Here is a 25,790-nt window from a genome sequence, read left to right on the forward strand (position 1 = left end):
CAGGTTTTTTCCTTGCTTTTACAAAACTTTTTCAGGTTTTCACAACGACGAATCATTAGTTTGTGCTGGCGTCTCAAGGGCGCAGATACAACAACAATTTTTACGGCATATAGGAAAAGGAAACTTCATGAAAAAGTTAACTTTGGGCGTTCTTTGCGGCGCCGCGCTACTAGGCTCCATGGCGGGAACCGCAGCGGCGGATACCCGCGGCGTGCTCTTATTCGATAAAACCGGTTCGATGGCTTCTCCACGTTGGGACGGAGCCAGTCGTTGTGAATTCGGCAAGACGTTGATGGTCTCCAAGGCCGCTTCCTTCGTCAGCAGATTCAACGGCGATTATCTGGACATCCGCGTGTTCGACGGCCGCGGTTCACTGCGTTCCATCAGCGGCGGTTATCAGCATGTGGCGTCTGTGCTTCCGGTTGGCAGCACCCAGTGGAACACATTCCTCAATAAGCTTCGCTCCGACCTGAGCGGCGTCTCCTGCTCCGGCAACACCGCCCTGGGGGATGCGCTGTGTGAAAGCGCCGACTCTCTGCGCAGCCTCTACGCTGACGGCGACAAACTGATGATGACCATCGTCACTGATGCGGGCGAGAACGCGTCCGGCACATGCGGCGGCGCCAACTATGTGGACAACAAGGTGAAGCCGAAGATCCTGGCTAACCCTGTCATCCAGTTCGACGTGGATATTCTTGTCAGCGGCAACGTGGGCCTGCGTGCGGCCAGAGCAAACAAAGATCTGGTTGAACTGGGCAATCTGGAAGAAATGCTGGCGGTGTCGGATATGGAGCGCAGCTCATTGGCGCGCACCATGCCCACGGATGAAATCAGTCAGTTGAAGGCGCTGGCGGTACAAAGCGGCGGTACGGCGAAAACCATCGCCGACAAGGACACCTGCAACGGCGAGTGCGATCCAGACGGTCCCTGGTGAGCAACGGCGCTAGCGCCAGTCACGTAGACATTTAGTCATCACCTCGCACGGGCGCGGCCTTGTCGCGCCCGAACTTTCCAAAGGAATTCATTATGTCCGCACACCGTTCCCTGGCCGGCTTTTGCAAAAAGCTTGCGGTCGCCGGTTTTGCATTGTCTTTCCTGATCTCCGGCGCGGCGAGCGCGGAGACGAGCGTCAACGAAACCGTTTTGATATCCGGCGACGGATTCGAACTTAAACAGATCACCACTACCGACGATCAGGGCCTGTCCCGCAACGTCGAACTTTACTATATCCACAGCAGCGAAGGCGTTGAAAACGCCTATTTGTACGGCGGATTGCCGCAGGCGGAAAAGGAGGAGCTGGAGCAGGAAATCCGCGAGGATAACGGCAACTGGCTCACCGCCAACCGCACGGGCGAAGACCGTCCCTTCGCCGACACCTTCGACGCCTGGATCATCGACCGCCGCGGAGCCAACCTGACCTCTCAGGCGCAAGCGCAGCTCTATATGGATGAATTCGGCCTGCAGCCGGACACAGACGAGAGTCCTTTAGGCGCGCGCTCCGCACGTCTGTTCGGATGCGGCGGCTGGAAGGATAAGAGTAAGTCCTTCGATAAGAGCATCGACAAGACGTTCAGCCACAACAAACGTTTTGGGCAGGACAACGCCTACATTGATTTCGCCGGCAATATGAACGTGGACGCCGACGTGCGCCTGGAGTTGCATTACAAGTACAAGCGCAAGTTCTGCATCCCCTATAAGTTCAAAGTGCGCCATGTGGTGGCCAAGTCCAACTACGACGTCTCCGGCGAGTTCAGCCTGACCGGCGTAGCCAAGCATGACTTCGGCAACCTCAACTGGGAGATCGCCGAACCCAAGCTGATGGAAACTGTGTTCTTTGTCGGCCCGGTTCCGGTTCTGGTGAAACTGAAGCTGCCTATCGAAGTGGGCACCGGCAATATTCAGGTGCAAGCCACCGGTAAGATCGCCGCCGTGAAACCCCTTCGCTACAAGGGAGATTTTGACTACACCTGCACCACCCATTCCTGCACCAAGAACAGCGCCCATCATCAGAATCTGAGCGGCGATCTGCGCAACAGTCTGGGTGCGGAAATCAGCGCCAAGATCAACCTGGAACCCTATCTGCAAGTGGCGGCGAAAGGCATCGTTTACGGCGAATGGTTCCTGTACGCGCAAGTCGGCGCCAAACCCTCCTTCCCCATTGAGCTGTTCGGCTACTACGGCAACCTCTGTGGCGATGGCGACAACAACGGCGTTCGCGAGACAGTCAACGCCGCACTGGGTACAGTTGATTTTCGCTTCGGTCTGACCGCAGAAGCCAAGGTATTCGGCGCCTATATCCTGCGCCCGCAATACTGGCAGATCTGGCGCACCGGACTGGTTTTCTTCGACTTCCTGAAACCCTATAGCACCGCCCTGTCCCCGGAACTGCGCCCCGCCTACGACACCGCCGTTCCGACCAAGGTGAATATGCCGGTCTCCATCCGCAGCTGCGTGGGCGACATCGTCTCCAGATATCCCCGCGACTACACCGTAGACTGGGGCGACGGAACCCGCACCGCGCTCAACAACCTGGGCTCACAACAAACCGTCTCCCACAACTACACCGTCAACGGCTACTACCTCGTACGCGTCACCCAAAAAGGCGGCGCCTATACGGAAGTACCGGTGATTATTGACGATGATGAATGGTGAGATAGGCGCTGAATAGCTCGTCCCTCTCGTAAAAACACCGCCAGCCTGTTTGATGCAGGGCTGGCGGTGTTCGTTTATGGGACGCTCTGGGAAGTCCTTCGACAGGCTCAGGACGAACGGGCTCCAGTGTACAGATACATAATGCCCGAGGTTTTCTATTATTACTGGATCACTGTTTCGATAAACGCGCTGTACTTATCTTTCATGGGTAGTTCGTAGTCGACTTTGAGTCGCTTACGCATCGCCGTTACGGTCTCGCCGGTCTTTGGGTTAAGCGCTTCCTTCTCGTACTGTTCCCAGTACAGGCCCACGCCTCGCTTTTGCCAGTTGGGTAGTTCATTGAAGTTAACGCCTTTTTGAAACAGGAGTTCGTTTTTATTGGCGATGGATACTTTGCTCAATCTCGCCGCGGCGGTTTCCGGATCTACGCCCTCTTTGCGCATGGCCCAGTAACAGTGGGCGTTCAAAGCATTGCGGTGGGCGTCTTCGTTGCGCCAGCGAAAGTAGTCCACCACCAGACGTGGATTCGGCAGTTGGCAGATACGGCAGTCAAAGGCGCCGATGTCTCCCAGCATCAGACTGAATTTAGCGCTGGCTTCTCCGGCCAGCAGGGAGTTGAGTTTGCGCTCCTTGCGGTTGAAGCTGTTGTCGTCAGGGTGAAACAACAGCGAAATTTCATCGCTTTGCGTGTAGCCATAAACAATGTTGAACCCGCTGTTCATCAGATGATCCACCGTCGCCACCATCATGTCCCGAAAGCGCACATCAAAGGGCGCTTCAAAGTCATGCGCTTCCTTGGTCAGTTTAGTGAAGCCCCTGCCGTCAATGCGCGCCACTATGTACATGCCCGGCAATACGCAAAAATCATGAGCGGTCTCATACACCCGCATCTTTTTATCGAGATCGTTAAATTTCACTGCGCCACTCTTCCACTATAAATTCGCCACCGTTGAGCCGGACGTAATACAGCGCGTCAAACCCTTCCGCATATTCCGGCAGTTCCATCTTTGCGTAAACGCTGCGCAGTCCGGCGTCGGGAATTCGCTCCTTGCCTTCTCTGCCGCTATTGCGGGCCATACAGTCCGCCAATGAGGAGCTGAAGTAATAACCCGCCACACTGAAACGTCCACGCCGAAACAGGTCGATATATTTGCCGCGCCCTTCCCGGGTCGGGTTGGTATTGTCGATGACCACCGACTGCTTGGCTTCAATGCATGCGCTGAGCAGGATGTCCTCCCGTCGCCGGGTTTTCAGCATATCCATATTCAGACGCAGATGAGTTCGGTAAAACTGCTGCAGATAAAACGAGGACTTTCCACTCGCCTGCAACCCAATAAAAATCACACCCTGCACGGTTCCTCCCGTTTTTCGTCCGCATCAGACGAACCTACCGTTATCGCATCGACTCTCTGGGCGACTTAAGATTCTTCATCCGCCGCGCCAAGATTCACGTCGTAACCCAGACTACGCACCAGAGGTCCCACAATTCTGAAGTTCATGATAGTTCCCAGCCCGAACAACCGCTGCGGCGCCGCCCAGGCATAGTCTACGCATTCGTTCTGTTTCAGTTGAACGACCGGCGGAAGCGCCTCTAGAGCACAAACGAAGTAGCACTCCCCGCCGACTTCCGCGACCAGACGCTGAACCTTCACCTGCAGGCCGGTTTCCTCTTGCACTTCACGCACGCAGGCTGCTTCCGGCGTTTCCCCACGCTTAACGCCTCCGCCGGGAAAACACCACTGTCCCGCCCTGGTCTTCCGGGCGCTACGCTGCACGAAAAGGAGCTCAGCCTGATATTCAATAATCGCCCAAACCGCCATAACAAAGCGCCTATCTTACTGATTTGGTGAGGCATGTCAGCCAGAACGCCTTCACCCTTGCATGAAAAAAGAGCGCCCGCCAACGCCATCTTCACGGACTCATCTATACTCACTATAACCAAGAAAAACACCAGCGCCCGCCATTCCCGGGTTTACGGCGGAGCTGACGGGGACTTTCAGGAATCAGCATGCGTCTTTTCACGCCCTTGTTAAGAGGCGGCCTCGCGCTCACTTTATGCCTCGTGTTATCAGGCATTGCGGCCAGTGCGACGGCTGTTGCGGAGGATACTTTGGTGATTCTCACCTGGGAAGATTACATGGCTCCCGAGGTGATTGAGGCCTTTGAAGCCAAATACAACGTCAAAGTACGTCAGGTCTATTATGAGGACGATGACGAGCGCGACCTGATCATGGCCAACACCGGCGGAGCCGGGTTCGATCTGCTGGTCTTTGATGAGTTGATGCGCGAGCCCTACCACGCCAAAGGCTGGCTGGAAACTTTCCGCAAATCCGACCTGCCCAACCTGAGATACGTGCGCTATCCCCTGAAAAAGCAGGATCTCCCGCAGGAGCTGCAGACCGTTCCCTACGCCTGGGGCAGCATCGGCATTATTTATCGCAAGGATCTGGCGCCGCGACCGCCGACCTCATGGATGGACCTGTTTCGCCCGGTGGCGGCGCTGAAGGGCAAAATCCTGGTCATCAACACCGCCACGACGGCCTTCAGTATGGCATTGAAGTCATTGGGGTATTCCGTCAACTCCGTCGATGAAACTGAACTGAACGCCGCTGCGGACCTGCTGCGTAAACAGCGTCCTTACGTTCGCGCCTACCGCAACCCTCTGGCGGGCGAAGGAGCAGACTTGTTCAGCGGCGAAGTATGGATGGCGATGGCGTACAACGGCGACGCGTTGAACCTGATGCAGCGCAACGCCAATATCGACTTTGTTTACCCCATGGAGGGCAGCGGACTGTGGCTGGACTCCATCGCCGTCCTGACCAAGTCGGACAGCAAGGACCTCGCGTTGCAGTTCATCAACTTTATTCACGACCCGGAGATCAACGCCCGCAACACCAAAAGCATCTTTTTCGCCACCGCCAATATCGGGGCGGAGCAGCGACTGCCCAAAAGCTTTCTGAATAACCCCGTGATTTACCCCTCCGCCAAGAGTCTGGCGCGCTTTGAGCAATTAGAGCGCCTTCCCGCCTCGACGATGCGGAGGGTGATCGCAGACTTTGTCACCATCACGTCTCAGTAACGCATGTTCAGACTCAAAACCCGAATTACATTGATGCTGCTGCCATTGATCATGTTGCCATTGATCGTCGCCGGGCTGCTGCTGTATCACCGCCAGTCGGAAAATTTTCTGGAGCAGGTGAATGATCAACTGGTGGATCAATTGATAGTGGCCCAGACGAACCTGCAACGCCGGGTGGATGTCGCACAGGGCAATCTGCGCCTGATCTCCAAATCAAACCTGATCCGTCAGTACTTCATGACCGATGACGAGGAGCAGCGCTTCTTCCTGTTTTACCGCCCGGTGCTGGAGCTGTTCCGCTCTTACCAGGAGATATTCCCTGAATACATCGACATGCGGATACTGGACACGGACGGCAAGCCACAGACCAGCCTTCCCCAGGCGGCGTACAAAGACAACGCCGACGCCATAACGCAGGCCTGGATCAACGCGGACAAGGGACAGCCAGAAAAAGAGAAGACCTGCGTCATCCGCGCCGTATCAGGAGCGCCGCTGCTGTTGGTGGGCGCGTCCATTTCGCTATCCACTTTCACGGACTGGAGAACCATCGACGAAAGCGACCGCGCCGGCAGTCTGGTGATCGCCAGCCGCCTGGACGATATCGCCAGAAACATTCAGTCCACCCATATCGGCAAGCACGGCCACGTGATGCTGGTCGACGCCTCAGGAACCCCCTATTTGCCGGAAGATGGAGAGCATCACTCTGGCTATCGCGAAATATTCAAGCATCTCCCCTCTCCTTCTGAAAACGGTGAAGCGGTCGTCATTGGCGAACCGGGAAATTACTATTTGACCTTGCAAAAGGAAGTGCTGCCCGATCTGCGTATTGTCGGCGTCTGGCCGATGAGCGAGCTGAAGGAAAACGCCTTCTATCTGGCCAATCAAGTCGCCTGGCTGACCCTGGTGCTGATCGTGATCACCAGCGCACTGATATTCAGCGTGGTGCACGGTCAGTTGATCAAGCCGATTTCGCGGGTCACTCAGTTAGCCCAGCTGCTGGGAGAAAGCCACGCTGACACGCCGCCGGAAGCCGCCCGGGATTTCCAATCCACCTTGCGACGACGGGATGAAATCGGCGAGCTGGCTAGAGCCTTCAAGAATATGGACGGCAACCTGCGCGCCACGGCGTCCAAGCTGACCTTCATCGCTTATCACGACAGTCTGACCGGGCTGGCCAACCGACATACTTTCGGCGCATTTCTGCATCGCGCCATCACCGAAGCGGCGCGGCATAACTTCCGCCTCGGCCTGCTGTACATCGACATCGACGGCTTCAAAGACGTTAATGATTCTCTTGGCCATGAAGCTGGGGATCTGGTGCTGAAGGAAATTTCCCAGCGTCTGCACAACGTCTTGCGCGCAGAGGATCTGGTGGCGGATATGTCCGCGCAGCATGAGGCCATGGAAGCGACAAAAATGTCGCGCATCGGCGGCGACGAATTCGCTATCGTGGTCAACCATTTGCACTCGCCCATGGACATTTCCCACATAGTGAAACGACTGCTGGACGCCATGCAGGCGCCGTTCCTCATTGAGTCCCACAGCTTTCTGCTCGGCGCTTCCGTAGGCATCGCCGTCTATCCAGAAGACGGCAAGGACGCCCATGAGCTGCTGAAGTGCGCGGATATCGCCATGTATCACTCCAAGCGCCAGGGCCGTAATGGCTTTGAGTATTTCGACAAGAAAATGAATCAGATGGCGGTGGAGCGGCATCAAATTATCAGCGACATCCGCAGCGCTTTGCAGAAAGGACAGTTCGAGCTTTACTACCAACCCCAGGTGTCCGCGCTGGCGGGAAATGTAATGGGTTGCGAAGCGCTGCTGCGCTGGCGTCATCCCGAGCGCGGCTTCGTCTCCCCGGTGGAGTTTATTCCCATTGCGGAGGAAACCGGCCAGATCATCGAAATCGGCAGTTGGGTGCTGAGAGAGGCCTGCCGCCAGTGCCGGCAATGGCAAGCTGAAGGCCTGGACGAAATCCGCATGTCGGTAAATATTTCCGCGCTGCAGTTCGGCAGCGCCACCGATATCGTCGCCGTTACACGGGAAGCGCTGGCCCAGAGCGGCCTGAACCCGGACTGCCTGGACATGGAAATCACCGAGACCGCCATGATGCAGTCCGGCAAGGTGGGCGTGGACAAACTGAACGCGCTGAAGAACCTGGGGGTAAGCATCTCCATGGATGACTTCGGCACCGGTTATTCTTCCCTCGCATCGCTGCGCGACCTGCCGATCGACCAGCTCAAAATCGACAAATCCTTCGTCGACAAAATCAATCACGACAGCCAGGGTCGGGCGATCATCAAGGCGATTCTGGCGCTGGCCAAAGAGCTCAGTATCGAGGTGGTGGCGGAAGGCGTGGAAGAGCGCACGCAACTGGATTTCCTCAGTCTGCATCGCTGCGATCTGATCCAGGGCTACTACGTCGCCAAGCCGCTTCCGGCGGACGGCATGCGCGATTTTCTGCGGCAACATACCCAAGTGGAGTCGAGCTGGCGCCCCTGATCCCTCCCCTTGGGCTGGCGCTAAGTATCTGATAGATTACGGCCCTCAACGTTAACGCCGCATAGAGGAGCCTATGCTGATCGCCGCAGCCGCTATTTTCGTCGGGTTAATCGTCCTGCTATGGAGCGCGGACCGTTTTGTGGACGGCGCCGCCGCCACCGCCAAACACGCCGGCATGCCCGCGCTGTTGATCGGCATGGTCGTCGTCGGCTTCGGCACCTCTGCGCCGGAAATGGTGGTGTCCGCCCTGGCGGCGCTGGAGGGCAGTCCCGGTCTGGCGCTGGGTAACGCCGTCGGCTCCAACATTACCAATATCGCTCTGATCCTCGGCGTCACCGCCCTGTTAAGCCCTATCGCCGTTAAGTCCGGCATCGTGCGGCGGGAACTTCCCATCTTGATCGGCGTCAGCGCCGTCGCCATCTTACTGTTGCTGGATAAACACCTGAGCAGAACCGACGCCTTCATCCTGCTCTGCATTTTTGTGGTGGTGATGGGCTGGTCGATCATGACCGGGCTAAAGGGAGATGGCGACGCCCTGGTGGGCGAGCTGGAATCGGAATACGAGCAGGACCATATGAGTCTGAAGATGGCGCTGTTCTGGCTCGTCATCGGCTTGCTGCTGCTCACCGCCAGCTCCCGCATGTTGGTGTGGGGCGCAGTGGAGACAGCCTCGTTTTTTGGCGTCAGCGATCTGATTATCGGCCTGACCATCGTCGCCATCGGCACCTCGCTGCCGGAGCTGGCCTCCGCCATCGCCGCCACCCGCAAGGGAGAACACGATATCGCCCTGGGCAACGTCATCGGCTCCAACCTGTTCAACACCCTGACGGTGATCGGCATCGCCGGCGCCATCCACCCATTGACCACGGAATCGGATATTCTCTATCGGGATTTCCCGGTCATGGGTTTCCTCACTATCACCCTGTTCGCATTCTGTTATAGCCGCGCCAACCAGGGCCTGATCAACCGCACCAAAGGCGGGTTGCTGATCGCCTGTTACGCCGCCTACACAATCTGGTTAGTGCAGTCAGCGCTGTCGCAGGCGTCTCTCGCCTGAAACACCAGTTCCTCTGGAAAAGAGAGAGACTCGCCTTGCTGCGTGCGTTCCGCGGCGGGCAACACGTCCATACTGGGCCATAATCCACTGGACAGCGCGCTGGCATAGCCATTATCGAGACCACTGTGGCGCATCCTCTCCTGAGCGACGCGATAATCGTAACTCAGCCGCTGGTGGCGAATGCGCAACTGTCCTTCGCTATCCACCCGCAGCAACGCCCACCACACATCCGGGGAGCCACCATTGGCGGGCATGCCGATGACGCCCGGGTTATGCCAGACCGCACCATTCACCGCTTGAGTGAACGGAATGCCGCAATGGCCGGCGATCATCAGATCCGCATCGCAGTGCGCTATTTCTTCTTGTTTGATCTCCAGCGGCGTGGACGCGAAGATAAATCGATTCAGCCTCTCAGCGCCGCCATGTATCACCGCTGCGCGCCAGGGACCCAGCCGAAACTGGATACGACGAGGCAACGCCCCCATCCAGGCCCTGGCCTCCGCGGTCAAAGCCTGACGACAGTAGCTGTACCAGTCTTCCGACAACACCGCGCACTGGCTGCCAGCAGTGAATCCGCACCCGCAGTCGGCGGCGTCTGCAGCCAGGGACTCCTCGCAGTTTCCCATCAACACCTGTACGCCCCAATCGCGCAAGGCCTCCACCACCTCCTGCGGTTCCGCGCAGTAGGCGGCGACATCCCCGGTGCAAATGACGCGATCCGGGGTGACGCCCAATGCCTCCGCCTGCTTTCGCAACGCCAGGGTCGCCTGAAGATTGCCGTAGGGACCGCCAAACACCAAGACAGTGTCATCGAAGGTTCCGAGATCAAGGGTCTTTTGCATCAAAGTCATGTGAGCCGCCTTCACTCCAGCGCCGGTTGCGGCGTCCGGGACGAACGAAACGGAAAGCGCGCCCCCACCCAAAAAGCGGCGCATCCCACCGCCATCACGACCAGGGAAATCAGCAACAGTTTGCTGTATTTATGACTAACGCCGAAAAGCGGCTCAATCAGGTTGCTGTAACTGGACGACTCCGTGAAATACAGCGCCGCGCCCCCCACCGCCACGCAGAAGCTGGTTAAATAGCTCCATAGCGGCACATCACGCCAATCCCGCCACAAAGAGAAAAACACCACAGGCGTCAGATACATGGATGCGGTTCCGCTCACCGCCACGGCGGCGAACAGATCCTTGCTACCAAAGAAAACGCACAGCAAACCGGCCGCCATAAACAACGCCATCGCGACACGGCCGTTAGCCAGCGTTGGGCGCAACAGCCCCATGTCCACCGCCGCCAGCTTCGCCGAGCTGGCCAGTGTGGAATCCAACGTAGACATCGCCGACACCACCAGAGCGGCGCTGAATATCAGCATCGGCGTTTCTCCCAGCAACCGGGTCAGCGCCGCATTCATGTCTTCGCCCTGCAGCGCCTGCGCGCCGGCGAACACGCCCAGACATCCAAACAGCGTAATGCACAGACTGCTGATCCAGGCGGCGTGAGCAAAGCTCTTCCGCGTAGTTTGCCTGTCCGCCAGGAAGCCGCGGTCCATCATGACCGGGTCATGCATGGGATAACTCCATACCTGCAACAGCGCCACCGCCAGCAGGATAGGTCCGGGATCGTCAATGACGAAGGGTTTGAACAACAGCGTCGCGAAACTGAAGTCGTCCGCAGTGAGCGCCACCGCTACCAGTGCGGCGAGGACAACCAGAAAAACGCCCATTTGAAAGACATCTGTGCGCAAAGAGGCATGCAGGCCGCCCAACGCGGAATACAGAAGCGTGATGGCGGAAAATCCGAGAATGGCGATCACATAGGCATGACTACCATCGGAGCCGAAGAGAATGCCGATCACCAATAAATTGGCGAATACTTCGCTAACTAAACGAATTGCAATCACCAGGTTATAACAAGAGGCGCCTGCGCCACCGAAGCGCAACCGTAAAAATTCCTGAACGCTCTCGCAACCGTGACGAAATCGCAGACTGTCGATAATGGCCGCGCCAGTCAGAAAAGAAAGGTAATAGGCCGCGTAGGCCAGCGCGCCCCACAGGCCATAGTAATATCCCAGGATAGCCGCATTCATCAGGGATCTGGCGAAAATCCAGGTGGTGACCTGTGAAAATATCAGCGTTATTAAGCTGGGTTGGCGGCCATCCGGTGAGAGGCCTTTGAAGAAAGCGCCGTCACTTTTGGCGCGCGGCGAGAGAAAAATACTGAAAATGGCGATGATCGCCACGAAAGCCGGCAAAAACGTCGCTGCCATGAAGCACCCCTACAGGCCTGTAATTACATGCGAATATAGGACCAATTATTTGCATTAAAGTTTCCTTAACTTTCTAAAATTAGCTTGATTTCGAACGAATAGACATTATTTACATATGTACTCATGAAGCCTATTTGAAAAATCACGGAGTGTGGTTATATTGATAGGTGTGACGTTATTGTAGTCGTCTCTTATAGTGGGTCAGGCGCATTCCGCGCCGCCGATCACCAGCAGTAATCGTGCGTTATGAATGAAGATCCGAACAAGGACTTATCGGAGCGGTATCATTTGTGGCGCCCCTCGGTTTGGTATCAACATCTTTAGGGAGATTGTATGGACTGGGAAGCGTTATCTGATAGATAGTTGCCAAGGTTGATCCAATACCACCGCTTTAGCGTATTGATATTCAATTCTTCGAAAACTATCCAATTCTGAATTCGTTATACGAAATCAGCTTGATAAAGCTCCTCATTCCTCAAGCAAAGTGAATTGATATGGGCATTACCGTTTTCAAAGACAGCAGCGACAGCACTCGTACCTACCTGCGAATTACCCGCGCCATCAACGGGCGCGAGCAACAACGCTACGTGCGGGTTGAAGGGGCCTCGAAATCAGCCATGAAAAGGGCGATGAAAGAGGCGAAGGAAATCGATCAGCGGTTGGAACAATGGCAGTCCGCCGTTCGTCAGCTCATGATGTTGAAAGGCGATACATTGATCCACGAGGATGGCACCATCCTCGGTTTGCAATTGCAAACCCGGCATCGGGAGGGCCGCAAGCCCGCCACGGAATTTAAACTACGGGTGAAGCTTCCAGGGCGGAAGCCGTTGTTTAAATCGGTATCGGTGGACAAGCATGGCTTTGAGAAAGCGTTCGAGCTATCCGTGAAACGCATCTGCGAATTACGGGGCATAACCGAGGATTCGGAGGCTTATGGCAAGATGCTGATGTGCATCGACGCCTACAAGGAGAAATATGACCTTCCCCCGGGTCTGTCGGAAGCGACCGCCATGCATTTGGACCGAGAGGATTCGCCTGAGAAAGCCGCCAACGAAAAAGGTTGGCTGGACCAGATCTCAGGTTGGTTCAAACGCTGATCCCAGTTTTCCGTAACTGATGTGGCGCGCCGCAACTGCATTGCGGCGTTTCCCGCACACACCGCCAGGCACAGGCGGGGCAGCCGTCCAGGAGGACCTTTGCGCCCGACACGCAGCCAAGCCTGACCGGCGGTTGGAAACACGCCGGGCTATGCTCCGCACCAACCTCTTTATCACCGCCAGTGACAAAGCTTAACGCTGGTCGCCTCGTTGCGGCCATTGCGCTCAGTCTGCGACGGGCGCCTCAGGCGGTTGATAAGACGTGCTCTGTATTGCGGATGCGACGGCGTTACGCCCGGCTTCGCTTTCACGCACGCCGTCCCGCTGCGGACGGGCGATATGGTGCGCGCGAAACTGACGCTCCACCCTCATCACCACATCACTTTGGAACGCCTTCTCAAAGCGGACGTCCAACACATAAGCCTTGGCCGTCAGGCGCACCGCCAGACGATCCGCCAGCGCCACTTCCGTCATGACGCAACTGATCGGCTTCTTCAGAAAAATGAAGCGGCTGGTGGCCAACACTTCATAAACAAGGTTTTGCGCCAGTTCCAGATCCGCATCAAGAGACAGATAAAACTCCGTCACCACCATCATGTCCAACGCGCCGGTATTGCCGCTGGAAACGGTCTCCGTGATAAAACGGGAGTTGGGAATCGTCACCATGTTGTCGTCCAGCGTGCGCAGACGCACTGAGCGCAGGCCAATGCTGACAATCTCACCGTAGTCATCGCCGAACGCCACCCGATCCCCTACCTGAAAAGGCCGGTCAAACAGCAACATAATGCCGGCGATCATGGACGCGGCGATGTCCTTCAGCGCGAAGCCAATGGCCACTACGGCGCTGCCGCCTATAGCCAGCAGGAACTCTTTTGGCGGTTCGATCACCGTGACCAGCAGCCAGTAGGTTCCACCGATGTACCAGATGAAGCTGAATAAGGTGATCACCTGCAAGGTCAGGAAACGCTGGCTGGGCAGCTTGTCCATCAGGCTGTCGGACAAATGCCGGGCCGCCCGGTTAACCCCCCAAAGGATAAAAATACCCAGGGCCAGCAGCGCAATTTTGCCGGGCTCGAACAGCCCGCCCAGTTGCAACAAGTTTTCGACTGATTGGTTATCCATGCAGAATATTCTTCCTGCCCAGGTAAGTGGTTAAAGCCGGATACCAAAGCGCATGCACGCGATATCTGTCCTTTTCATCTCCCCACAAAATACCCGCCGCGCAGCCGGATTTCAGCGTCTGCCGCACCATCGCCAGCGGCAGAGTCGTGGCTGCGGCGATCTCCTGCGCGGTGAGATTCTCATGCTGAATCACCGCCGCCAGCATAAAGCACTCATCGTCCTGCAGAGCGTTCAGCACGGAGGTCGCCACACGCTGGGGAATGCCGATCTCCACCGTGCGGTGATCGAAACGGGCGGATTCCAGCCACAGATGCAACGCGGTCAATGGATTGCCCGCGCTCAGCTCCCACATCAGGTTGAAGACGCGGGTGTCAGCGGCTTTGAAGGACGCAGACTCCGTGCCCGCCAGCGCCGACAGCAACAATTCATCGTAACGCAAGCGTCTGTGTGAGGCATGATGACGGGACAACAGCAGCTTGCGAATATCTGTAGGACTCCACTTGGGCATGGCGATGATCGTGGAGAACTGATGATGACGCTGGAAGACCCGACTGAGATAACGCCAGGTCGGCGCATGCATGACGACAATCCAGAAGGTGTCTGGAGAAGCGTCATTGAGATGCTGCAGGAAGACTTTGACGCCCTCCAACGTCCCTACTTGCGCCAGTAAAAAGTTTTCCGCCTGATCGACAATCACGACTTTTTTCTGCGCAGCCGGCGCGTCCCCTTCCTTTCGGTCTGCGCCCGCGGCCGCAGAGTCAGCGAGAAAGGCCGTCACCGCTTCCACGGAAGTCAGCTTCGGCGGCGCGCTGAGAAAACGCACCGGCGTCTTGTCCCAATGTTTCTCAAACTGGCTGACCAGAGACGTCTTGCCGCTGCCGTGCTCACCCACCAGCAACAGCATATTGTCCTCGCCCGGCTTTTCCGCCCAGTCGGCGGCCGGTTTGGTCAAGGTCGCCAGCAGTGCGTCCTGAGCAATAACCGCCTGCTCCTCGCGAGGACGATCCAACATCCAATAACGATAAGAGCGGGCCTGATATTCATCCGCTTCCGCGTCGTCGCCCTCTGTCTCCGCGCTGGTGGCGGTTTCCAGATGCAGGCGCAGAATGCGCACGCTGAGAGAGCGGTAGGCGTCGAACTGTCCCAGCAGTTGATGCAAACGCAGCAACAGATCCCAACCCTGCGCGACAATGAACAGCAGCGGCCACCAGGGGATGATCCAGGGACGGTCCAGCAGAAGCGAACAGGACTCCCGCGAGTTCACCTTACTCAACCGGCAAATGAACTTGCGGCAGACATCGCCATGACGACGCAACGACAGCACCGCCAGACACCACAGATACAGAATCACAGCGCTCTGTACGATGAAATAGACGTATCCGCCTCCCGTGGCTAACGCCATTTCCCGCAACGCCCAACACACCACGGCGCTGACCGCCAGACGTCCCGCCTCAGCCCGCAACAGTTCGCCGGTCTGCTGAGTAACGAACACGCCGCTTTGTCCATACATGCGGGAAAACAGCCACTCGCTCATGACCCGGATGCCGCGGAACAACGCGTAAGCCACGCCCAAGGGGCGCAGCAGATGAAACAGATACCAATGAGAGGGAGACAAATTGCTGAGGGTGACGGACAGCCACCAGATCATCAGCCAGGGCGCATTGGGTTTCAGCACCCAGAACAGACCGTTGACCAGCCGCATGGCGGCGGTCTGTCCCAGCAGCCGCAACAGTCGTCGCTGCAACTGCGACAGCGCCTGGGTCGACCAGGCTGCGGCCCGCGCCATCAACCAGGCGGCCAGGGCCAGCAAAATCACCTGCAACGACCACAGCGACAACAGCGTTATTTGCTCGTGGCGCTCTTGAGCCAGTCTGTATTCTTCCACGACCGGGCCGACCAATGCATTCAGGGTCATTTCCGGCAGCATGATCAACTCCTGCCGCAACCCGGTCCACTCCCGCTGCGGCTCACGCCAGGTGCGCAACGCAGCTCTCACGCCATCGTCCGCAATGCGGTGATTGCGCAGATAAGTCGCCTGCACCCGCAGAGACTCTATAGCTTCAGCCAGCGCCTGGGGCCGCGCTTGCAAATCCGGCAGCCGCGTCGCCAGTTCCCGCACGGGATTGCCGCTCTGCGCCAGGATCTGCGGCCACAAGTCGTCCAGGCTCCCGGACGCTGCGTCTACATATAAATGCGCAGCCAATTCCGCCAGCAACGTCTGCGTGCGTTGACTCATCGCCGCCAGACGCTCTACGGCGGCGGCGCGGCGCACCGCTTCGGCCTGGGCTTCAGGGTCGGTTGCGGATTTACCTGCCTCCGGCGAAGACGGGGTTGGGCTCGCTACCGCTGCGTCAGGCCCAACGTTTTGCGACGCCGCCTGACGTTGCGCCAGTTCCGCCGTCAATGGTTGCAGGCGCTCCAGCTTCAACAGCAGACGCTGCAACGCCCATCGGATATCCGCGGGTTGAGTAAGCAACGCCAGCCGCGCGTCCCGCAGTTGGGTTAATTGAGCAGTCAGCTCCCCCTGCAGCGCCTGCATCGGTTTGAGCAGGCGCGCGCACTGATCCAGCCCCGACGGTGAGATAGGCAGATAGCCGTCAGAGCGCAGCACTTGCAGGTAATCCGCTACGGCGGAATCATCATCCAGCGCCACCGGCGTTAAATGCGATAGTTGAAATCCAGGCTCCACCTCACCCCGTCGCAACGCGGCGAAAGACGCCAGATCACGTTGCGACTCCGCCAGACGCACGCGCCATTGTTGCTCCAACAGAGAAATGGCGTCGCAAGGATCACGGGCGAGAGCAGGTTGATGCATCGCCAACAACGCAAAAAGCCCCATCAGGGCCCAGCGCCATCGCGACAATAAGACGGCAGGAACAGGAATGCCGCAGCGGCGGCTGGCGCCGCACGCTACGGAAAGAAAGGTGCGCATCGAAGACATCAAATTTCGATTACGTCCGCAGACAGGAGGGGGTTATCCCACTTCCCCTTTTTCGATGACTTGCGTTTCCTGCTGGGCATGGGTCAGCCACTCCTGCATTAACGGATCGCTCCAGGTCGTTTCAATATAGCCTGCGCAAACCGCGTTGACTTCAACGCCATAGGTACGGAAACGGGACGTCACCGGCGCGTAGAAGGCGTCAGCGATACTCCATTCTCCAAACAACCAGGGGCCGCGGTCCGCGAAGGCTTCCCGACACTGGGTCCAGATTTCGCAAATACGCGCGACTTCTTCCCGGGTCTCCTCATCCAATTCCACCCGGCGGCCGCTTGCACGACAGTTCATCGGCATGGAGCCGCGCACGCCAAAGAAACCAGAGTGCATTTCCGCAGTCACAGCGCGGGCCCAAGCCCGATCCAGAGAGTCCCGGGGCCAGAATTCAGGCTTCTGTTCCGCCACCCATTCGGCGATGGCCAACGAATCCCATACCGGACGGCTGTCAATCAACAGCGCCGGCACTTTCCCAGCCGGGGAGTATTCCAACAGTTTTTCTTTGTAACCCGGCGTCATCAGGGGGACAAACACCTCTGAAAACGCCAGCCCGCTGCGCTTCAATGGCAGCCACGCGCGTAAAGACCACGACGAGTAATTCTTATTGCCAATAACGAGAGTAAGTTCAGTTTGCATAAGTCCTCCTTTGACTGGACAACTTTAGATCAAATTATCCGGCAATCCTAGATGGCGAGTGAAAGAAGTATTAATTTCATAGAGTTGCGTGTGTTTGGCCGGAAAAATCTTTTTACGCAGGCGAACTATGAAAACGGCCGCTTTTCTGTCAATTTATGGGGCCGGATAAGAAACTGACTCAGCATTTAATGCGAATCCGTCTATTATTATTTAATTACAACTGTTCCTTGAACGGCTGCAGCATGCTTCCGAGGCGTTTCCGCAGGGAGAATTCGAGGTCCAAAGCCCGAAAAAAATTTGCCTGTCCGTCATTCAAAGCTCATGCTTGTCGGTTATTTTTATGAAGGAAATGGTCATTTGAGGGCGTCATGAAAGCACTGCGTCTTATATTGGTAGTATTCGGGCTGGGATTGATTTGCGCCCCCGCCCTCGCAGAGGGACTCAATGCGCCACAGGGAAGGGCCGTGCTTACCGTCAGCGGTAAAATCGCCAACACTAACGGTAGGAACGTAGCGAAATTCGATCTGGCTATGCTCGATCAACTGCCCCAGCACAGCATCAAGACCAGTACGCCCTGGTTTGATGCGCCGAAGACATTTTCCGGCCCGCTGGCGCGTGATCTGATGAAACTGGTGGGAGCGCAGGGCGGCAAAGTCAAAGCCATCGCTCTGAACGACTACGCCACCAACATCCCGATTCAGGATTTTCAAACCTATGATGTCGTGCTGGCCACGCGTATAGATGGAGAAACGTTAAACATCAGGGAAAAAGGTCCGGTTTTCGTCATCTACCCCTTCGACCTTGTCCCCGAAACCAAAAATGAAATTTTCTTTCAACGTTGCATATGGCAACTTGTTCAGATAAAAGTCGAGTAACCCGCGTAACGCGTCATTTTCAGAGTAGATATTTTTGGTAAAGCGAATTCGGTCGATTCTCGGTGTTGTATTAGCCGCCGCAACAGTCATACTCGCCATCGCCGTTACCGCCACCATAGTCACGTTACGCGAAGGTGCGTTGGAGGTGCGAGTCGCGAAGGACGATTTGTATTGGTCTATTCATCAGATCGAAGTGGAAGTGATGAATATGCTGATCATCGCCCATGCGCTGCAGCATGGCGACCACCTGCCGGAAGATCTGGATATCCGTTACTCGGTGCTGCTTAGCCGCACCGATCTGTTCAAGAAAGGCGAGTTTCGCGAGGCCATCAGCCTGCTGCCCAAAACCCAGGCCCTGATGACCTCCGTCACCTATCAGATCGAAGCCCTGTCGCCTTTATTCGACAACGCCGTCAACGACCCGGACCCGATACTCCCCGAACTGATCGACAAGCTCGACGAAACCCGCCGCATCGCCCATGAACTGACGCTGATCGCCCACCAGGAGCAGGTGACGCTGCGAGTGGCGAAGCGGGACGAGCTGGCCAATATCTTCTTCTATGCGGAAGTGCTGCTGTCCGTGCTGGCGGTAACCGTATTGATCGGTTTCATTTCCCTGTACTGGCTGATGTATCTGGCGAAACAGGCCAAGGTCGAAGCCGATTTCCACCGCCGTCGGGCGGAGGCCAACAGCGACGCCAAGAGCCGTTTTCTCTCCAACATGAGCCACGAACTGCGCACGCCGCTGAATGCGGTCATGGGCTTCGCCCAGCTCATGCAGATGGAAAGCCGCAATCTGTCCCGTGAGCAGATGCAGAACATCGACGAAATCTACAAGGCCAGCGAGCACCTGCTCTCTCTTATCAACGACATCATGGATCTGTCCAAGATCGAGAGCGGCCAGCTCAGCATCAGTATCGAGCCCTGCTCCGTGCAGTCTCTGGTTAATGAGTCCGTGTCCATGATTCGCTCCATGGCGATGATGAACAACATCAGCGTCTATGAGCCGGAAGTGCGCCTGGATTATCTGATCAAGGTGGATCGCACCCGCATGGTTCAGGTGCTGACCAATTTCCTCACCAACGCCATCAAGTACAATCGCAAAGGCGGCTGGGTGAAGGTCGAGCTGGAGCACGAAAGCCGCAGCGGCATGCTATGCCTGAGCGTGGCGGACAATGGCATCGGCATTCACAAGAAAGATCACCACAAGGTATTCAAACCCTTCGAGCGCCTGGCTCAGGATATGGCGATCGAAGGCACCGGCATCGGACTCGCCCTCAGCCAACAGTTGGTGCTGTTGATGAACGGGCAAATCGGCTTCAAATCCAAGGAAGGCCAAGGCAGTCTGTTCTGGGTGAAATTCCCGATTCTCGATGTGGTCAAAGCCCAGGACCGCAGCGCCGTCAAAGCCGTGTCGCCGCGCCCGCCGGATTTGGAGATTCTGGCTGCGCCCAAAGCCACGGTGCTCTATATCGAAGACAACTACTCCAACATTCGCTTGATGGAGAGCCTGTTCGCCAGTCTGCGCAACGTCCAGTTGCTGACCACCAACAATGGCGAGCAAGGTATCGCCATGGCGCGCACTTATCGTCCGCAACTGGTGCTGCTGGATCTCAACCTGCCCACTACTTCCGGGCTGGATGTCTGCTCCCGCTTTCAGGAAGACCCGGAACTCGCCGACATCCCCATCGTCGCTGTCACCGCCAATGTGAACGGCAGCCAGGAAGCCAGTCGGCTAGGCCTCAAGTTTCAGGAGTTCATCCTCAAGCCCATCGACGTGGAGCTGATGAAGTCCACTATCTTCAAATACCTCGGTCGCCCACAGGCGCACTAGACGCGCCTGGCCCTCCAGCCACATTCATACCTGCTTTACGTTATCGCGCCGCGCTGTTTCCAACGAAACTTGGATATTTTACGGCTTTTCGTTTTATATTAACGGCATAGGTCTATTCACGCTGGCGCAGCCCCTCGGGCCTGAGGCGCAGCTGGCGCGCGCGCGGCGGCGCTTGCTGTGCGGGTAGGCCATCAAAAAAAGAAAAAGGGTTCAGGACGGCGTCGGTCGGATGCGCTCCGGCAGCGCCGACGATACTAATAAGCATAGAAATGGATGCGATTATGGACAAAGCAGTACACGCCTGCAGGATCTGCATGGGCGGTGTGAATTATGTGGGAGCCACGGACTTCAACAAATCCGGCAGTGATCATTTTGAAGGCCGCCGGGTCTTTCCCCCGTCCCTCATTCAAGTCGATTACTACCGTTGCCGCGAGTGCGGCTTCATGTTCACGCCCTATTTTGACGATTGGAGCGATGCGGACTTCGAGCGGCAGGTGTACAACAGCGACTACCTGAAAGCCGATCCGCCCTTCGCCGGTGAGCGCGCCGCTCGCCTGTCGCAATTCCTGACCCGCGCCCTGGGCGATGATCTAAGGAATGAGTCCCTGCTCGACTTCGGCGGCGGCGAAGGGCATCTGGAACGTCTGTTGCGTCGTCAGGGCTTCAGCGATTGCGCTACTTACGACCCTCACCATCACGCCAACTGTAAAAAGCCTTCCCGGATTTACAACCTGGTCACCACCTTCGAAGTGGTGGAGCATGTCAGCGATCAGCACAACCTGTTCAAAGAGCTATGTTCGTTGGTGGCGCCGAACGGCGCGCTGCTGCTGAGCACGCTGTTGCAGCCCAGAGATATTGAAATGCAGGGAGTGGATTGGTGGTACGCCTGTCCGCGCAATGCGCACATGGCGTTTCATACCCGCCGCAGTCTGCAGCGCGTGTTACAAACTCACGGCTTTTATCTGGAATCGCTCAGCGACGAATTGCACATCGCATTCCGCCGCCCGAACGTGATCAGCGACAAATTCCTCAGTCTGGGAGCCGCATCCGTGCAGGTCAACGATAGCGTCTGTGCGGGCTAGTCGATGATGAGAACCGCCGCATCCACTGCGGCGGAAGCCGCTCAGTTCAACTCGCCACTGCATTCAAAACGCTTGAGTTGTTCCTCATAGGGAACCGTGTTGAAGCCTTTGTCCTGCAGCCATTGAGGGTTGTAGTAAGTATCCAGGTAACGCTCGCCGCCGTCGCAGATCATACTGACGACTGAACCAGATTCGCCCCGGGCGCGCATCTCCGCCAGCAATTGTACGGTGGCGTACAGGTTGGTGCCGGTGGAGCCGCCGCAACGACGATTCAATAAATGCTGCAGCCAGCTTAGCGACGCCATGGAAGCCGCATCCGGCACCTTGATCATGCGGTCCACAATACCAGCGATAAAAGACGGCTCCACGCGCGGACGACCAATGCCTTCAATGCAGGAGGGTTGCGTCAGAGTCAGCGACGCATCGCGGGTCTGGTAGTAATCGTAGAACACCGAATTTTCCGGGTCCGCCACGCACAGCCGGGTGGCGTGCTGCTGATAACGCAGATAGCGCCCGATCGTGGCGGAGGTGCCGCCAGTGCCCGCGCTCATCACAATCCAGGTGGGAATAGGAAAAGGCTCCGCCCGCATCTGCTGGAAAATGGATTCGGCGATATTATTGTTGCCGCGCCAGTCCGTCGCCCGCTCCGCGTAAGTGAACTGGTCCATATAATGGCCGTCGACTTCCCGCGCCAGTCGCTCCGCCTCATCATAAATGCTGCCCGTGCTGACCTTATGGCATTTACCGCCGTAGAACGTAATCTGATCCAGCTTCTGCTGCGACGTGGACGCCGGCACCACCGCGATGAAAGGCAGTCCCAGCAAGCGGGCGAAATAGGCTTCGGACACCGCCGTGCTGCCGGAGGACGCTTCAATGATCGTCGTCCCCTCACGAATCCAGCCGTTGCACAGCCCATATAAAAACAGGGAGCGCGCCAGGCGGTGTTTCAGGCTGCCGGTGGGGTGGGTGGATTCGTCTTTCAAATAGAGATGAATATCTGGAATGCAGGGCAGATCGACCTTGATCAAATGCGTGTCCGCCGAACGTTGGAAATCCGCTTCAATCTTCTGAATCGCCTCACTGACCCAACTCATGCCCGATTACCTCTTAGTTCTGTGGTTAGTTTTCAGAGTTATAAGTATATAGCCTTCAGCTATTAAACCCACTACTCAATTTGTCGAGTCTTTTTGTCCAAACCTTATTAAACATACACCAGAGCAAGTGAGTCGTTCCGTTATCTTACATTCAGTTACAAACGCTGACATTTTAACCGCTGCGGCGGATGGGATTTCCTTGTAAATGCCAGGGGCTTTCTGTAGCATTCGCGCCCTCCCAAATCCTGCAGCAATTTTCCGGCCAGTTCCCGTTGTGCGCCTACGTGCGTGGCGATTGGCAGCGCGCGCGTTATCCCCAGATGTCGCCGGGAACCGGAAAGTCGTATGCTCAGGCGCTGTGGAGCGAAAAGTATTTCGTCGCCAGGGACGGCATAGGCTTAACCGCCACCCCGGGAGCCGGTCGCAACGCCGGCCTCCCACCCTTTTTCCTGGCGTCTGCACGCTTGTCGCTCTTCCTCTGCTTTGGCATGATGCCCCACTGATATTTCACGGGAGCCCGCCATGTCATCCGCCCTAACCCTGATCGCCGGCCCAAAGGCCTTGCAACACATCCGCAATCGCGGTCTGAAAGCGAATGACTTCAATCTGCTGGCGGGAGCGTCCGGGGGCCCCAAATGGTTCATCCTGTTCGGGCTGGATAAGTATCTGTCTGGTGAGTTTTTCAAAGATCGCGGTACGCCGCTGCACACCATCGGCTCCTCCGCCGGCGCCTGGCGCATGGCCTGCTTCGCCCAGAACGATCCAGTAGCGGCGATTACCCGGCTGGCGGAGCATTATTCCCAGGAGCGCTATTCCGATAAGCCCGACGTCGCGGAGATCACCGCCAAAGCCAGACTGATGGTGCAAACCACGCTGGGCGCCAATGGCGCAGCGGAAGTCGCCGCCCACCCCACTATTCGCACGCATATCCTGGCGGACCGCTGCCGCGGCCCCGCCGCTTCGGAAAAAGTCTGGCTGCAGTTATTCGGTCTGGCGCTGGCCGCCGGGGCCAATGCGCTAAGCCGGCGAGCGCTGGGATTGTTCTTCGAGCGCGTGCTGTTCCACACTGGCGCAGAACCGGCGTTGCAGTTAAAGGATCTGCCTACCCGCACCGCTCCTCTCCATGCGCAGAATCTGGAGCAGGCCCTCATGGCGTCAGGCGCAATTCCGCTGGTGCTGTCCGGGGTTTCCGACATTACGGACGCTCCTAAAGGCGTCTACCGGGACGGCGGTATTCTGGATTACCACTTTGATCTGCCTTTTAATCAAAGCCAGGGGCTGGTCCTCTACCCGCACTTCAGTCAGCAGGTGACGCCAGGCTGGCTGGATAAAAAACTGCCTTATCGACGCGTCGACCCCCGCCATTATGACAACGTGTTGATGCTGACGCCGTCCAGGGAACTGGTGGCGAAACTCCCCTACGGCAAAATCTCCGATCGTAATGATTTCAAGCATCTGGACGCGGACAGCCGCCTCAAATACTGGCGTACGGTGTTGCAGGAAAGCGAGCGTATGGCGGACGCCCTGCACGAAATGGTCGCCACTGGCAAAGGTCTGGACGACATTCAGCCCTTCAAACCCTGACGAGCGAGGCTTATTGGCGAGGAAACGGGCAAGGTCAGGATAAGCTAGGCGGGGAGAAACCACCGCCGCCCCCTCAGGGACAGCGGCGGCGAATGACTGACAGGCGGGATCAGGCGGTCTCGATATCCACCAGGATTTCTCCCGGCGTAACGCGGTCGCCCTTCTTGGCGAAAACGCCTTTCACCACGCCTGCGACGCCGACTTTGATCTCGGTTTCCATTTTCATGGCTTCGATAATCAACACCGCGTCGCCAACGGCCACGGTCTGACCTTCCTTGACCAGCACATCGACAATGTTGCCGGGCATGGCGGTAGTGATATGTCCAGGTGCGGAAGCACGCTGACGCTTGCCGCCGCCTTCAGCCGGCGTATAAGCGCCGGTGGATTCGATCATGATCTCTTCCGGCTCGCCGTCTACCGTCATATAGAAACGACGCTCGCTCTCGCTGCCGGGGCTGACGCCAGTGACATGAATGTCGTAGGTTTCGCCGTGAACGGTGATCTTAAACTCGGTCGCCACGCCCGCCGCTTTGGCGTCCGCCTTCGGCTGCAACGGCTCCGGCTTGAGGGTGCCCGCTTTGCGCCCTTGCAGGAACGGCTTGGCCACTTCCGGGAACATGGCGTAAGTCAGCATATCTTCATCCGACTCCGCCAGATCGCCCACTTCTTCTTTCAGTTTGTGCAACTCGGGCTGCAACAGGTCGGCGGGACGACAGTCGATCACGTCTTCTTTGCCGATCGCCTGCTTCTGCAACTCCAAATTCACCGCCGCCGGAGCCTGACCGTACCAGCCCTGCAGATAGCGCTTCACTTCGTTGGTGATGGTCTCGTAGCGTTTGCCGGTGATCACGTTCAGCACCGCCTGCGTTCCCACGATCTGTGAGGTCGGCGTCACCAGCGGCGGATAACCAAGGTCTTCGCGCACCCGTGGAATTTCGGCGAATACGTCGCGAATGCGATCCAGCGCGCCCTGCTCTTTCAACTGGTTGGCCAGGTTGGACATCATACCGCCGGGCACCTGATTGATCAGCACACTGGTGTCGACGCCGTTGTACTCGCTTTCAAACTGGTGGTACTTCTTGCGCACTTCACGGAAATGCGCCGCCACTTCACCCAGAATTTTCATATCCAGACCGGTTTCGTAGCCCGCCGCTTTCAGGGTCGCCGCAATGGTTTCCGTGGGCGGATGGCTGGTGCCGCCGGCGAAGGAGGAAATACAGGTGTCGAGGTGATCCACGCCGGCTTCCACCGCCTTCAACTGGCACATGGACGCCATGCCGGAGGTGTAGTGGGAATGCAGGAAAATCGGCAGCTTCAGGGATTGCTTGAGCGCGCTGACCAGGTCGAAAGTCACTTGCGGAGTCAGCAGACCCGCCATGTCTTTGATGGCGATACTGTCCGCGCCCATATCCGCCATACGCTTGGCCTGATCCACAAACGCCTCGACGGTATGCACCGGGCTGGTGGTGTAGCAGATCGTGCCTTGAGCGTGCTTGCCGGTTTTCTTCACCGCCGCAATCGCGGTTTCCAGATTACGCACGTCATTGAGGGCGTCGAAGATGCGGAATACATCGATGCCGTTGCTGGCGGCCTTTTCCACAAACGCCGTCACCACGTCATCGGAGTAGTGTCTGTAGCCCAGCAGGTTCTGGCCGCGCAGCAGCATCTGCAGACGCGTGTTGGGAATGGCTTTACGCAGTTGACGCAGTCTCTCCCAGGGGTCTTCCTTCAGGAAGCGCACGCAGGCGTCGAACGTGGCGCCGCCCCATACTTCCAGAGACCAGTAACCGGCTTTGTCGAGTTTTTCCGCCACCGGCAGCATATCTTCCGTGCGCATGCGGGTGGCGATCAGCGACTGGTGGCCGTCGCGCAGGATGACGTCAGTGATGTTTATTTTCTTACTCATACTTAATTCGCT

At 57.2% G+C, this 25,790-nt stretch carries 21 protein-coding genes; 11 read left to right on the forward strand and 10 right to left on the reverse strand.

The annotated features are described in order from the left end of the window. Nucleotides 1–127 precede the first annotated feature (127 nt). Both ACQYWX_RS29275 and ACQYWX_RS29280 read left to right on the forward strand, forming a co-directional pair. Complete coding sequence (locus tag ACQYWX_RS29275) at nt 128–934, forward strand: hypothetical protein (protein ID WP_431687256.1); 807 nt, start codon at nt 128–130, stop codon at nt 932–934. A gap of 92 nt (nt 935–1,026) precedes the next feature. Further along, nucleotides 1,027–2,652: a PKD domain-containing protein gene (locus ACQYWX_RS29280; protein WP_431687257.1), complete on the forward strand. Its 1,626-nt coding sequence runs from the start codon at nt 1,027–1,029 to the stop codon at nt 2,650–2,652. A 161-nt stretch (nt 2,653–2,813) separates the two neighbouring features. On the opposite strand, the gene ACQYWX_RS29285 is transcribed toward ACQYWX_RS29280, so the two are convergent. The 3 genes from ACQYWX_RS29285 to ACQYWX_RS29295 form a co-directional block, all read right to left on the reverse strand. After that, the gene (locus tag ACQYWX_RS29285) at nt 2,814–3,569 is read right to left on the reverse strand and encodes a tRNA(His) guanylyltransferase Thg1 family protein (protein ID WP_431687258.1); all 756 of its coding nucleotides are present in this window, start codon (nt 3,567–3,569) and stop codon (nt 2,814–2,816) included. Then, complete coding sequence (locus ACQYWX_RS29290) at nt 3,559–4,005, reverse strand: AAA family ATPase (protein ID WP_216736055.1); 447 nt, start codon at nt 4,003–4,005, stop codon at nt 3,559–3,561. Before ACQYWX_RS29290 ends, ACQYWX_RS29285 begins: the two co-directional genes overlap by 11 nt. Before the next feature lie 65 nt (nt 4,006–4,070). Continuing rightward, nucleotides 4,071–4,472, reverse strand: coding sequence for an NUDIX hydrolase (locus ACQYWX_RS29295; RefSeq protein ID WP_431687259.1), 402 nt, complete (start codon nt 4,470–4,472; stop codon nt 4,071–4,073). A 188-nt stretch (nt 4,473–4,660) separates the two neighbouring features. Here ACQYWX_RS29295 and ACQYWX_RS29300 point away from each other — a divergent pair, with 188 nt between their 5' ends. The 3 genes from ACQYWX_RS29300 to ACQYWX_RS29310 all read left to right on the forward strand — a co-directional run bounded on the left by ACQYWX_RS29300 (nt 4,661) and on the right by ACQYWX_RS29310 (nt 9,290). Then, on the forward strand, nt 4,661–5,731 hold the full coding sequence (locus tag ACQYWX_RS29300; RefSeq protein ID WP_431687260.1) for a polyamine ABC transporter substrate-binding protein: 1,071 nt from the start codon (nt 4,661–4,663) through the stop codon (nt 5,729–5,731). Nucleotides 5,732–5,734: 3 nt separating this feature from the next. Continuing rightward, complete coding sequence (locus ACQYWX_RS29305) at nt 5,735–8,233, forward strand: bifunctional diguanylate cyclase/phosphodiesterase (protein WP_431687261.1); 2,499 nt, start codon at nt 5,735–5,737, stop codon at nt 8,231–8,233. Between the two features lie 73 nt (nt 8,234–8,306). Further along, nucleotides 8,307–9,290, forward strand: a complete 984-nt coding sequence (locus ACQYWX_RS29310; protein ID WP_216736051.1) for a calcium/sodium antiporter — start codon at nt 8,307–8,309, stop codon at nt 9,288–9,290. Here the strand turns inward: ACQYWX_RS29310 and ACQYWX_RS29315 are convergent. Further along, complete coding sequence (locus ACQYWX_RS29315) at nt 9,239–10,141, reverse strand: metallophosphoesterase family protein (protein WP_431687262.1); 903 nt, start codon at nt 10,139–10,141, stop codon at nt 9,239–9,241. The genes ACQYWX_RS29310 and ACQYWX_RS29315 overlap by 52 nt on opposite strands. Before the next feature lie 11 nt (nt 10,142–10,152). Beyond that, nucleotides 10,153–11,556, reverse strand: a complete 1,404-nt coding sequence (locus ACQYWX_RS29320; RefSeq protein WP_431687263.1) for a sodium:solute symporter family transporter — start codon at nt 11,554–11,556, stop codon at nt 10,153–10,155. A 494-nt stretch (nt 11,557–12,050) separates the two neighbouring features. Between ACQYWX_RS29320 and ACQYWX_RS29325 the strand changes: the two genes are divergently transcribed. Next, nucleotides 12,051–12,653: a hypothetical protein gene (locus ACQYWX_RS29325; protein ID WP_011400375.1), complete on the forward strand. Its 603-nt coding sequence runs from the start codon at nt 12,051–12,053 to the stop codon at nt 12,651–12,653. Nucleotides 12,654–12,878: 225 nt separating this feature from the next. Here ACQYWX_RS29325 and ACQYWX_RS29330 read toward each other — a convergent pair whose 3' ends face one another. From ACQYWX_RS29330 to ACQYWX_RS29340, 3 genes are read right to left on the reverse strand one after another with little or no spacing between them, the layout of a single operon-like run. Beyond that, nucleotides 12,879–13,775: a mechanosensitive ion channel family protein gene (locus ACQYWX_RS29330; protein WP_431687264.1), complete on the reverse strand. Its 897-nt coding sequence runs from the start codon at nt 13,773–13,775 to the stop codon at nt 12,879–12,881. Beyond that, complete coding sequence (locus ACQYWX_RS29335) at nt 13,768–16,716, reverse strand: hypothetical protein (RefSeq protein WP_431687265.1); 2,949 nt, start codon at nt 16,714–16,716, stop codon at nt 13,768–13,770. The genes ACQYWX_RS29330 and ACQYWX_RS29335 overlap by 8 nt, the downstream gene beginning before the upstream one ends. Before the next feature lie 33 nt (nt 16,717–16,749). Further along, the gene (locus ACQYWX_RS29340; protein WP_431687266.1) at nt 16,750–17,403 is read right to left on the reverse strand and encodes a glutathione S-transferase family protein; all 654 of its coding nucleotides are present in this window, start codon (nt 17,401–17,403) and stop codon (nt 16,750–16,752) included. Nucleotides 17,404–17,771: 368 nt separating this feature from the next. Between ACQYWX_RS29340 and ACQYWX_RS29345 the strand changes: the two genes are divergently transcribed. The 3 genes from ACQYWX_RS29345 to ACQYWX_RS29355 all read left to right on the forward strand — a co-directional run bounded on the left by ACQYWX_RS29345 (nt 17,772) and on the right by ACQYWX_RS29355 (nt 21,194). Beyond that, nucleotides 17,772–18,278: a hypothetical protein gene (locus ACQYWX_RS29345; RefSeq protein ID WP_127974103.1), complete on the forward strand. Its 507-nt coding sequence runs from the start codon at nt 17,772–17,774 to the stop codon at nt 18,276–18,278. Nucleotides 18,279–18,312: 34 nt separating this feature from the next. Next, entirely contained in the window at nt 18,313–20,112 is a 1,800-nt protein-coding gene (locus tag ACQYWX_RS29350) for an ATP-binding response regulator (RefSeq protein ID WP_216736044.1), read from the forward strand. Nucleotides 20,113–20,393: 281 nt separating this feature from the next. Next, nucleotides 20,394–21,194, forward strand: coding sequence for a class I SAM-dependent methyltransferase (locus ACQYWX_RS29355; RefSeq protein ID WP_253938215.1), 801 nt, complete (start codon nt 20,394–20,396; stop codon nt 21,192–21,194). A 41-nt stretch (nt 21,195–21,235) separates the two neighbouring features. On the opposite strand, the gene ACQYWX_RS29360 is transcribed toward ACQYWX_RS29355, so the two are convergent. Then, nucleotides 21,236–22,288: a PLP-dependent cysteine synthase family protein gene (locus ACQYWX_RS29360; RefSeq protein ID WP_431687267.1), complete on the reverse strand. Its 1,053-nt coding sequence runs from the start codon at nt 22,286–22,288 to the stop codon at nt 21,236–21,238. A 188-nt stretch (nt 22,289–22,476) separates the two neighbouring features. Here ACQYWX_RS29360 and ACQYWX_RS29365 point away from each other — a divergent pair, with 188 nt between their 5' ends. Together ACQYWX_RS29365 and ACQYWX_RS29370 are read left to right on the forward strand one after the other, a co-directional pair. Next, nucleotides 22,477–22,791, forward strand: a complete 315-nt coding sequence (locus ACQYWX_RS29365) for a hypothetical protein (RefSeq protein WP_216736041.1) — start codon at nt 22,477–22,479, stop codon at nt 22,789–22,791. 19 nt (nt 22,792–22,810) lie between these two features. Beyond that, a complete protein-coding gene (locus ACQYWX_RS29370; protein ID WP_431687268.1) occupies nt 22,811–23,872 on the forward strand; it encodes a patatin-like phospholipase family protein in 1,062 nt (353 codons plus the stop codon). 109 nt (nt 23,873–23,981) lie between these two features. Here the strand turns inward: ACQYWX_RS29370 and oadA are convergent, their stop codons facing one another. After that, nucleotides 23,982–25,778 (reverse strand): sodium-extruding oxaloacetate decarboxylase subunit alpha, encoded by a 1,797-nt coding sequence (gene oadA, locus ACQYWX_RS29375; protein ID WP_431687269.1) that lies wholly within the window; start codon nt 25,776–25,778, stop codon nt 23,982–23,984. Nucleotides 25,779–25,790 lie beyond the last annotated feature (12 nt).

This window comes from Hahella sp. NBU794 (assembly GCF_050749805.1).
Taxonomy (GTDB): domain Bacteria; phylum Pseudomonadota; class Gammaproteobacteria; order Pseudomonadales; family Oleiphilaceae; genus Hahella.

Excerpts from the sequence above, each read along its gene's own strand:
- ACQYWX_RS29355 (WP_253938215.1), top strand. The coding sequence starts at position 20,394 with ATGGACAAAGCAGTACACGCCTGCAGGATCTGCATGGGCGGTGTGAAT.
- ACQYWX_RS29325 (WP_011400375.1), top strand. The coding sequence starts at position 12,051 with ATGGGCATTACCGTTTTCAAAGACAGCAGCGACAGCACTCGTACCTAC.
- oadA (WP_431687269.1), bottom strand. The coding sequence starts at position 25,778 with ATGAGTAAGAAAATAAACATCACTGACGTCATCCTGCGCGACGGCCAC.
- ACQYWX_RS29315 (WP_431687262.1), bottom strand. The coding sequence starts at position 10,141 with ATGACTTTGATGCAAAAGACCCTTGATCTCGGAACCTTCGATGACACT.
- ACQYWX_RS29370 (WP_431687268.1), top strand. The coding sequence starts at position 22,811 with ATGTCATCCGCCCTAACCCTGATCGCCGGCCCAAAGGCCTTGCAACAC.
- ACQYWX_RS29295 (WP_431687259.1), bottom strand. The coding sequence starts at position 4,472 with ATGGCGGTTTGGGCGATTATTGAATATCAGGCTGAGCTCCTTTTCGTG.
- ACQYWX_RS29330 (WP_431687264.1), bottom strand. The coding sequence starts at position 13,775 with ATGGATAACCAATCAGTCGAAAACTTGTTGCAACTGGGCGGGCTGTTC.
- ACQYWX_RS29335 (WP_431687265.1), bottom strand. The coding sequence starts at position 16,716 with ATGTCTTCGATGCGCACCTTTCTTTCCGTAGCGTGCGGCGCCAGCCGC.
- ACQYWX_RS29310 (WP_216736051.1), top strand. The coding sequence starts at position 8,307 with ATGCTGATCGCCGCAGCCGCTATTTTCGTCGGGTTAATCGTCCTGCTA.
- ACQYWX_RS29320 (WP_431687263.1), bottom strand. The coding sequence starts at position 11,556 with ATGGCAGCGACGTTTTTGCCGGCTTTCGTGGCGATCATCGCCATTTTC.
- ACQYWX_RS29300 (WP_431687260.1), top strand. The coding sequence starts at position 4,661 with ATGCGTCTTTTCACGCCCTTGTTAAGAGGCGGCCTCGCGCTCACTTTA.
- ACQYWX_RS29280 (WP_431687257.1), top strand. The coding sequence starts at position 1,027 with ATGTCCGCACACCGTTCCCTGGCCGGCTTTTGCAAAAAGCTTGCGGTC.
- ACQYWX_RS29365 (WP_216736041.1), top strand. The coding sequence starts at position 22,477 with ATGGGATTTCCTTGTAAATGCCAGGGGCTTTCTGTAGCATTCGCGCCC.
- ACQYWX_RS29305 (WP_431687261.1), top strand. The coding sequence starts at position 5,735 with ATGTTCAGACTCAAAACCCGAATTACATTGATGCTGCTGCCATTGATC.
- ACQYWX_RS29345 (WP_127974103.1), top strand. The coding sequence starts at position 17,772 with ATGAAAGCACTGCGTCTTATATTGGTAGTATTCGGGCTGGGATTGATT.
- ACQYWX_RS29340 (WP_431687266.1), bottom strand. The coding sequence starts at position 17,403 with ATGCAAACTGAACTTACTCTCGTTATTGGCAATAAGAATTACTCGTCG.
- ACQYWX_RS29275 (WP_431687256.1), top strand. The coding sequence starts at position 128 with ATGAAAAAGTTAACTTTGGGCGTTCTTTGCGGCGCCGCGCTACTAGGC.
- ACQYWX_RS29360 (WP_431687267.1), bottom strand. The coding sequence starts at position 22,288 with ATGAGTTGGGTCAGTGAGGCGATTCAGAAGATTGAAGCGGATTTCCAA.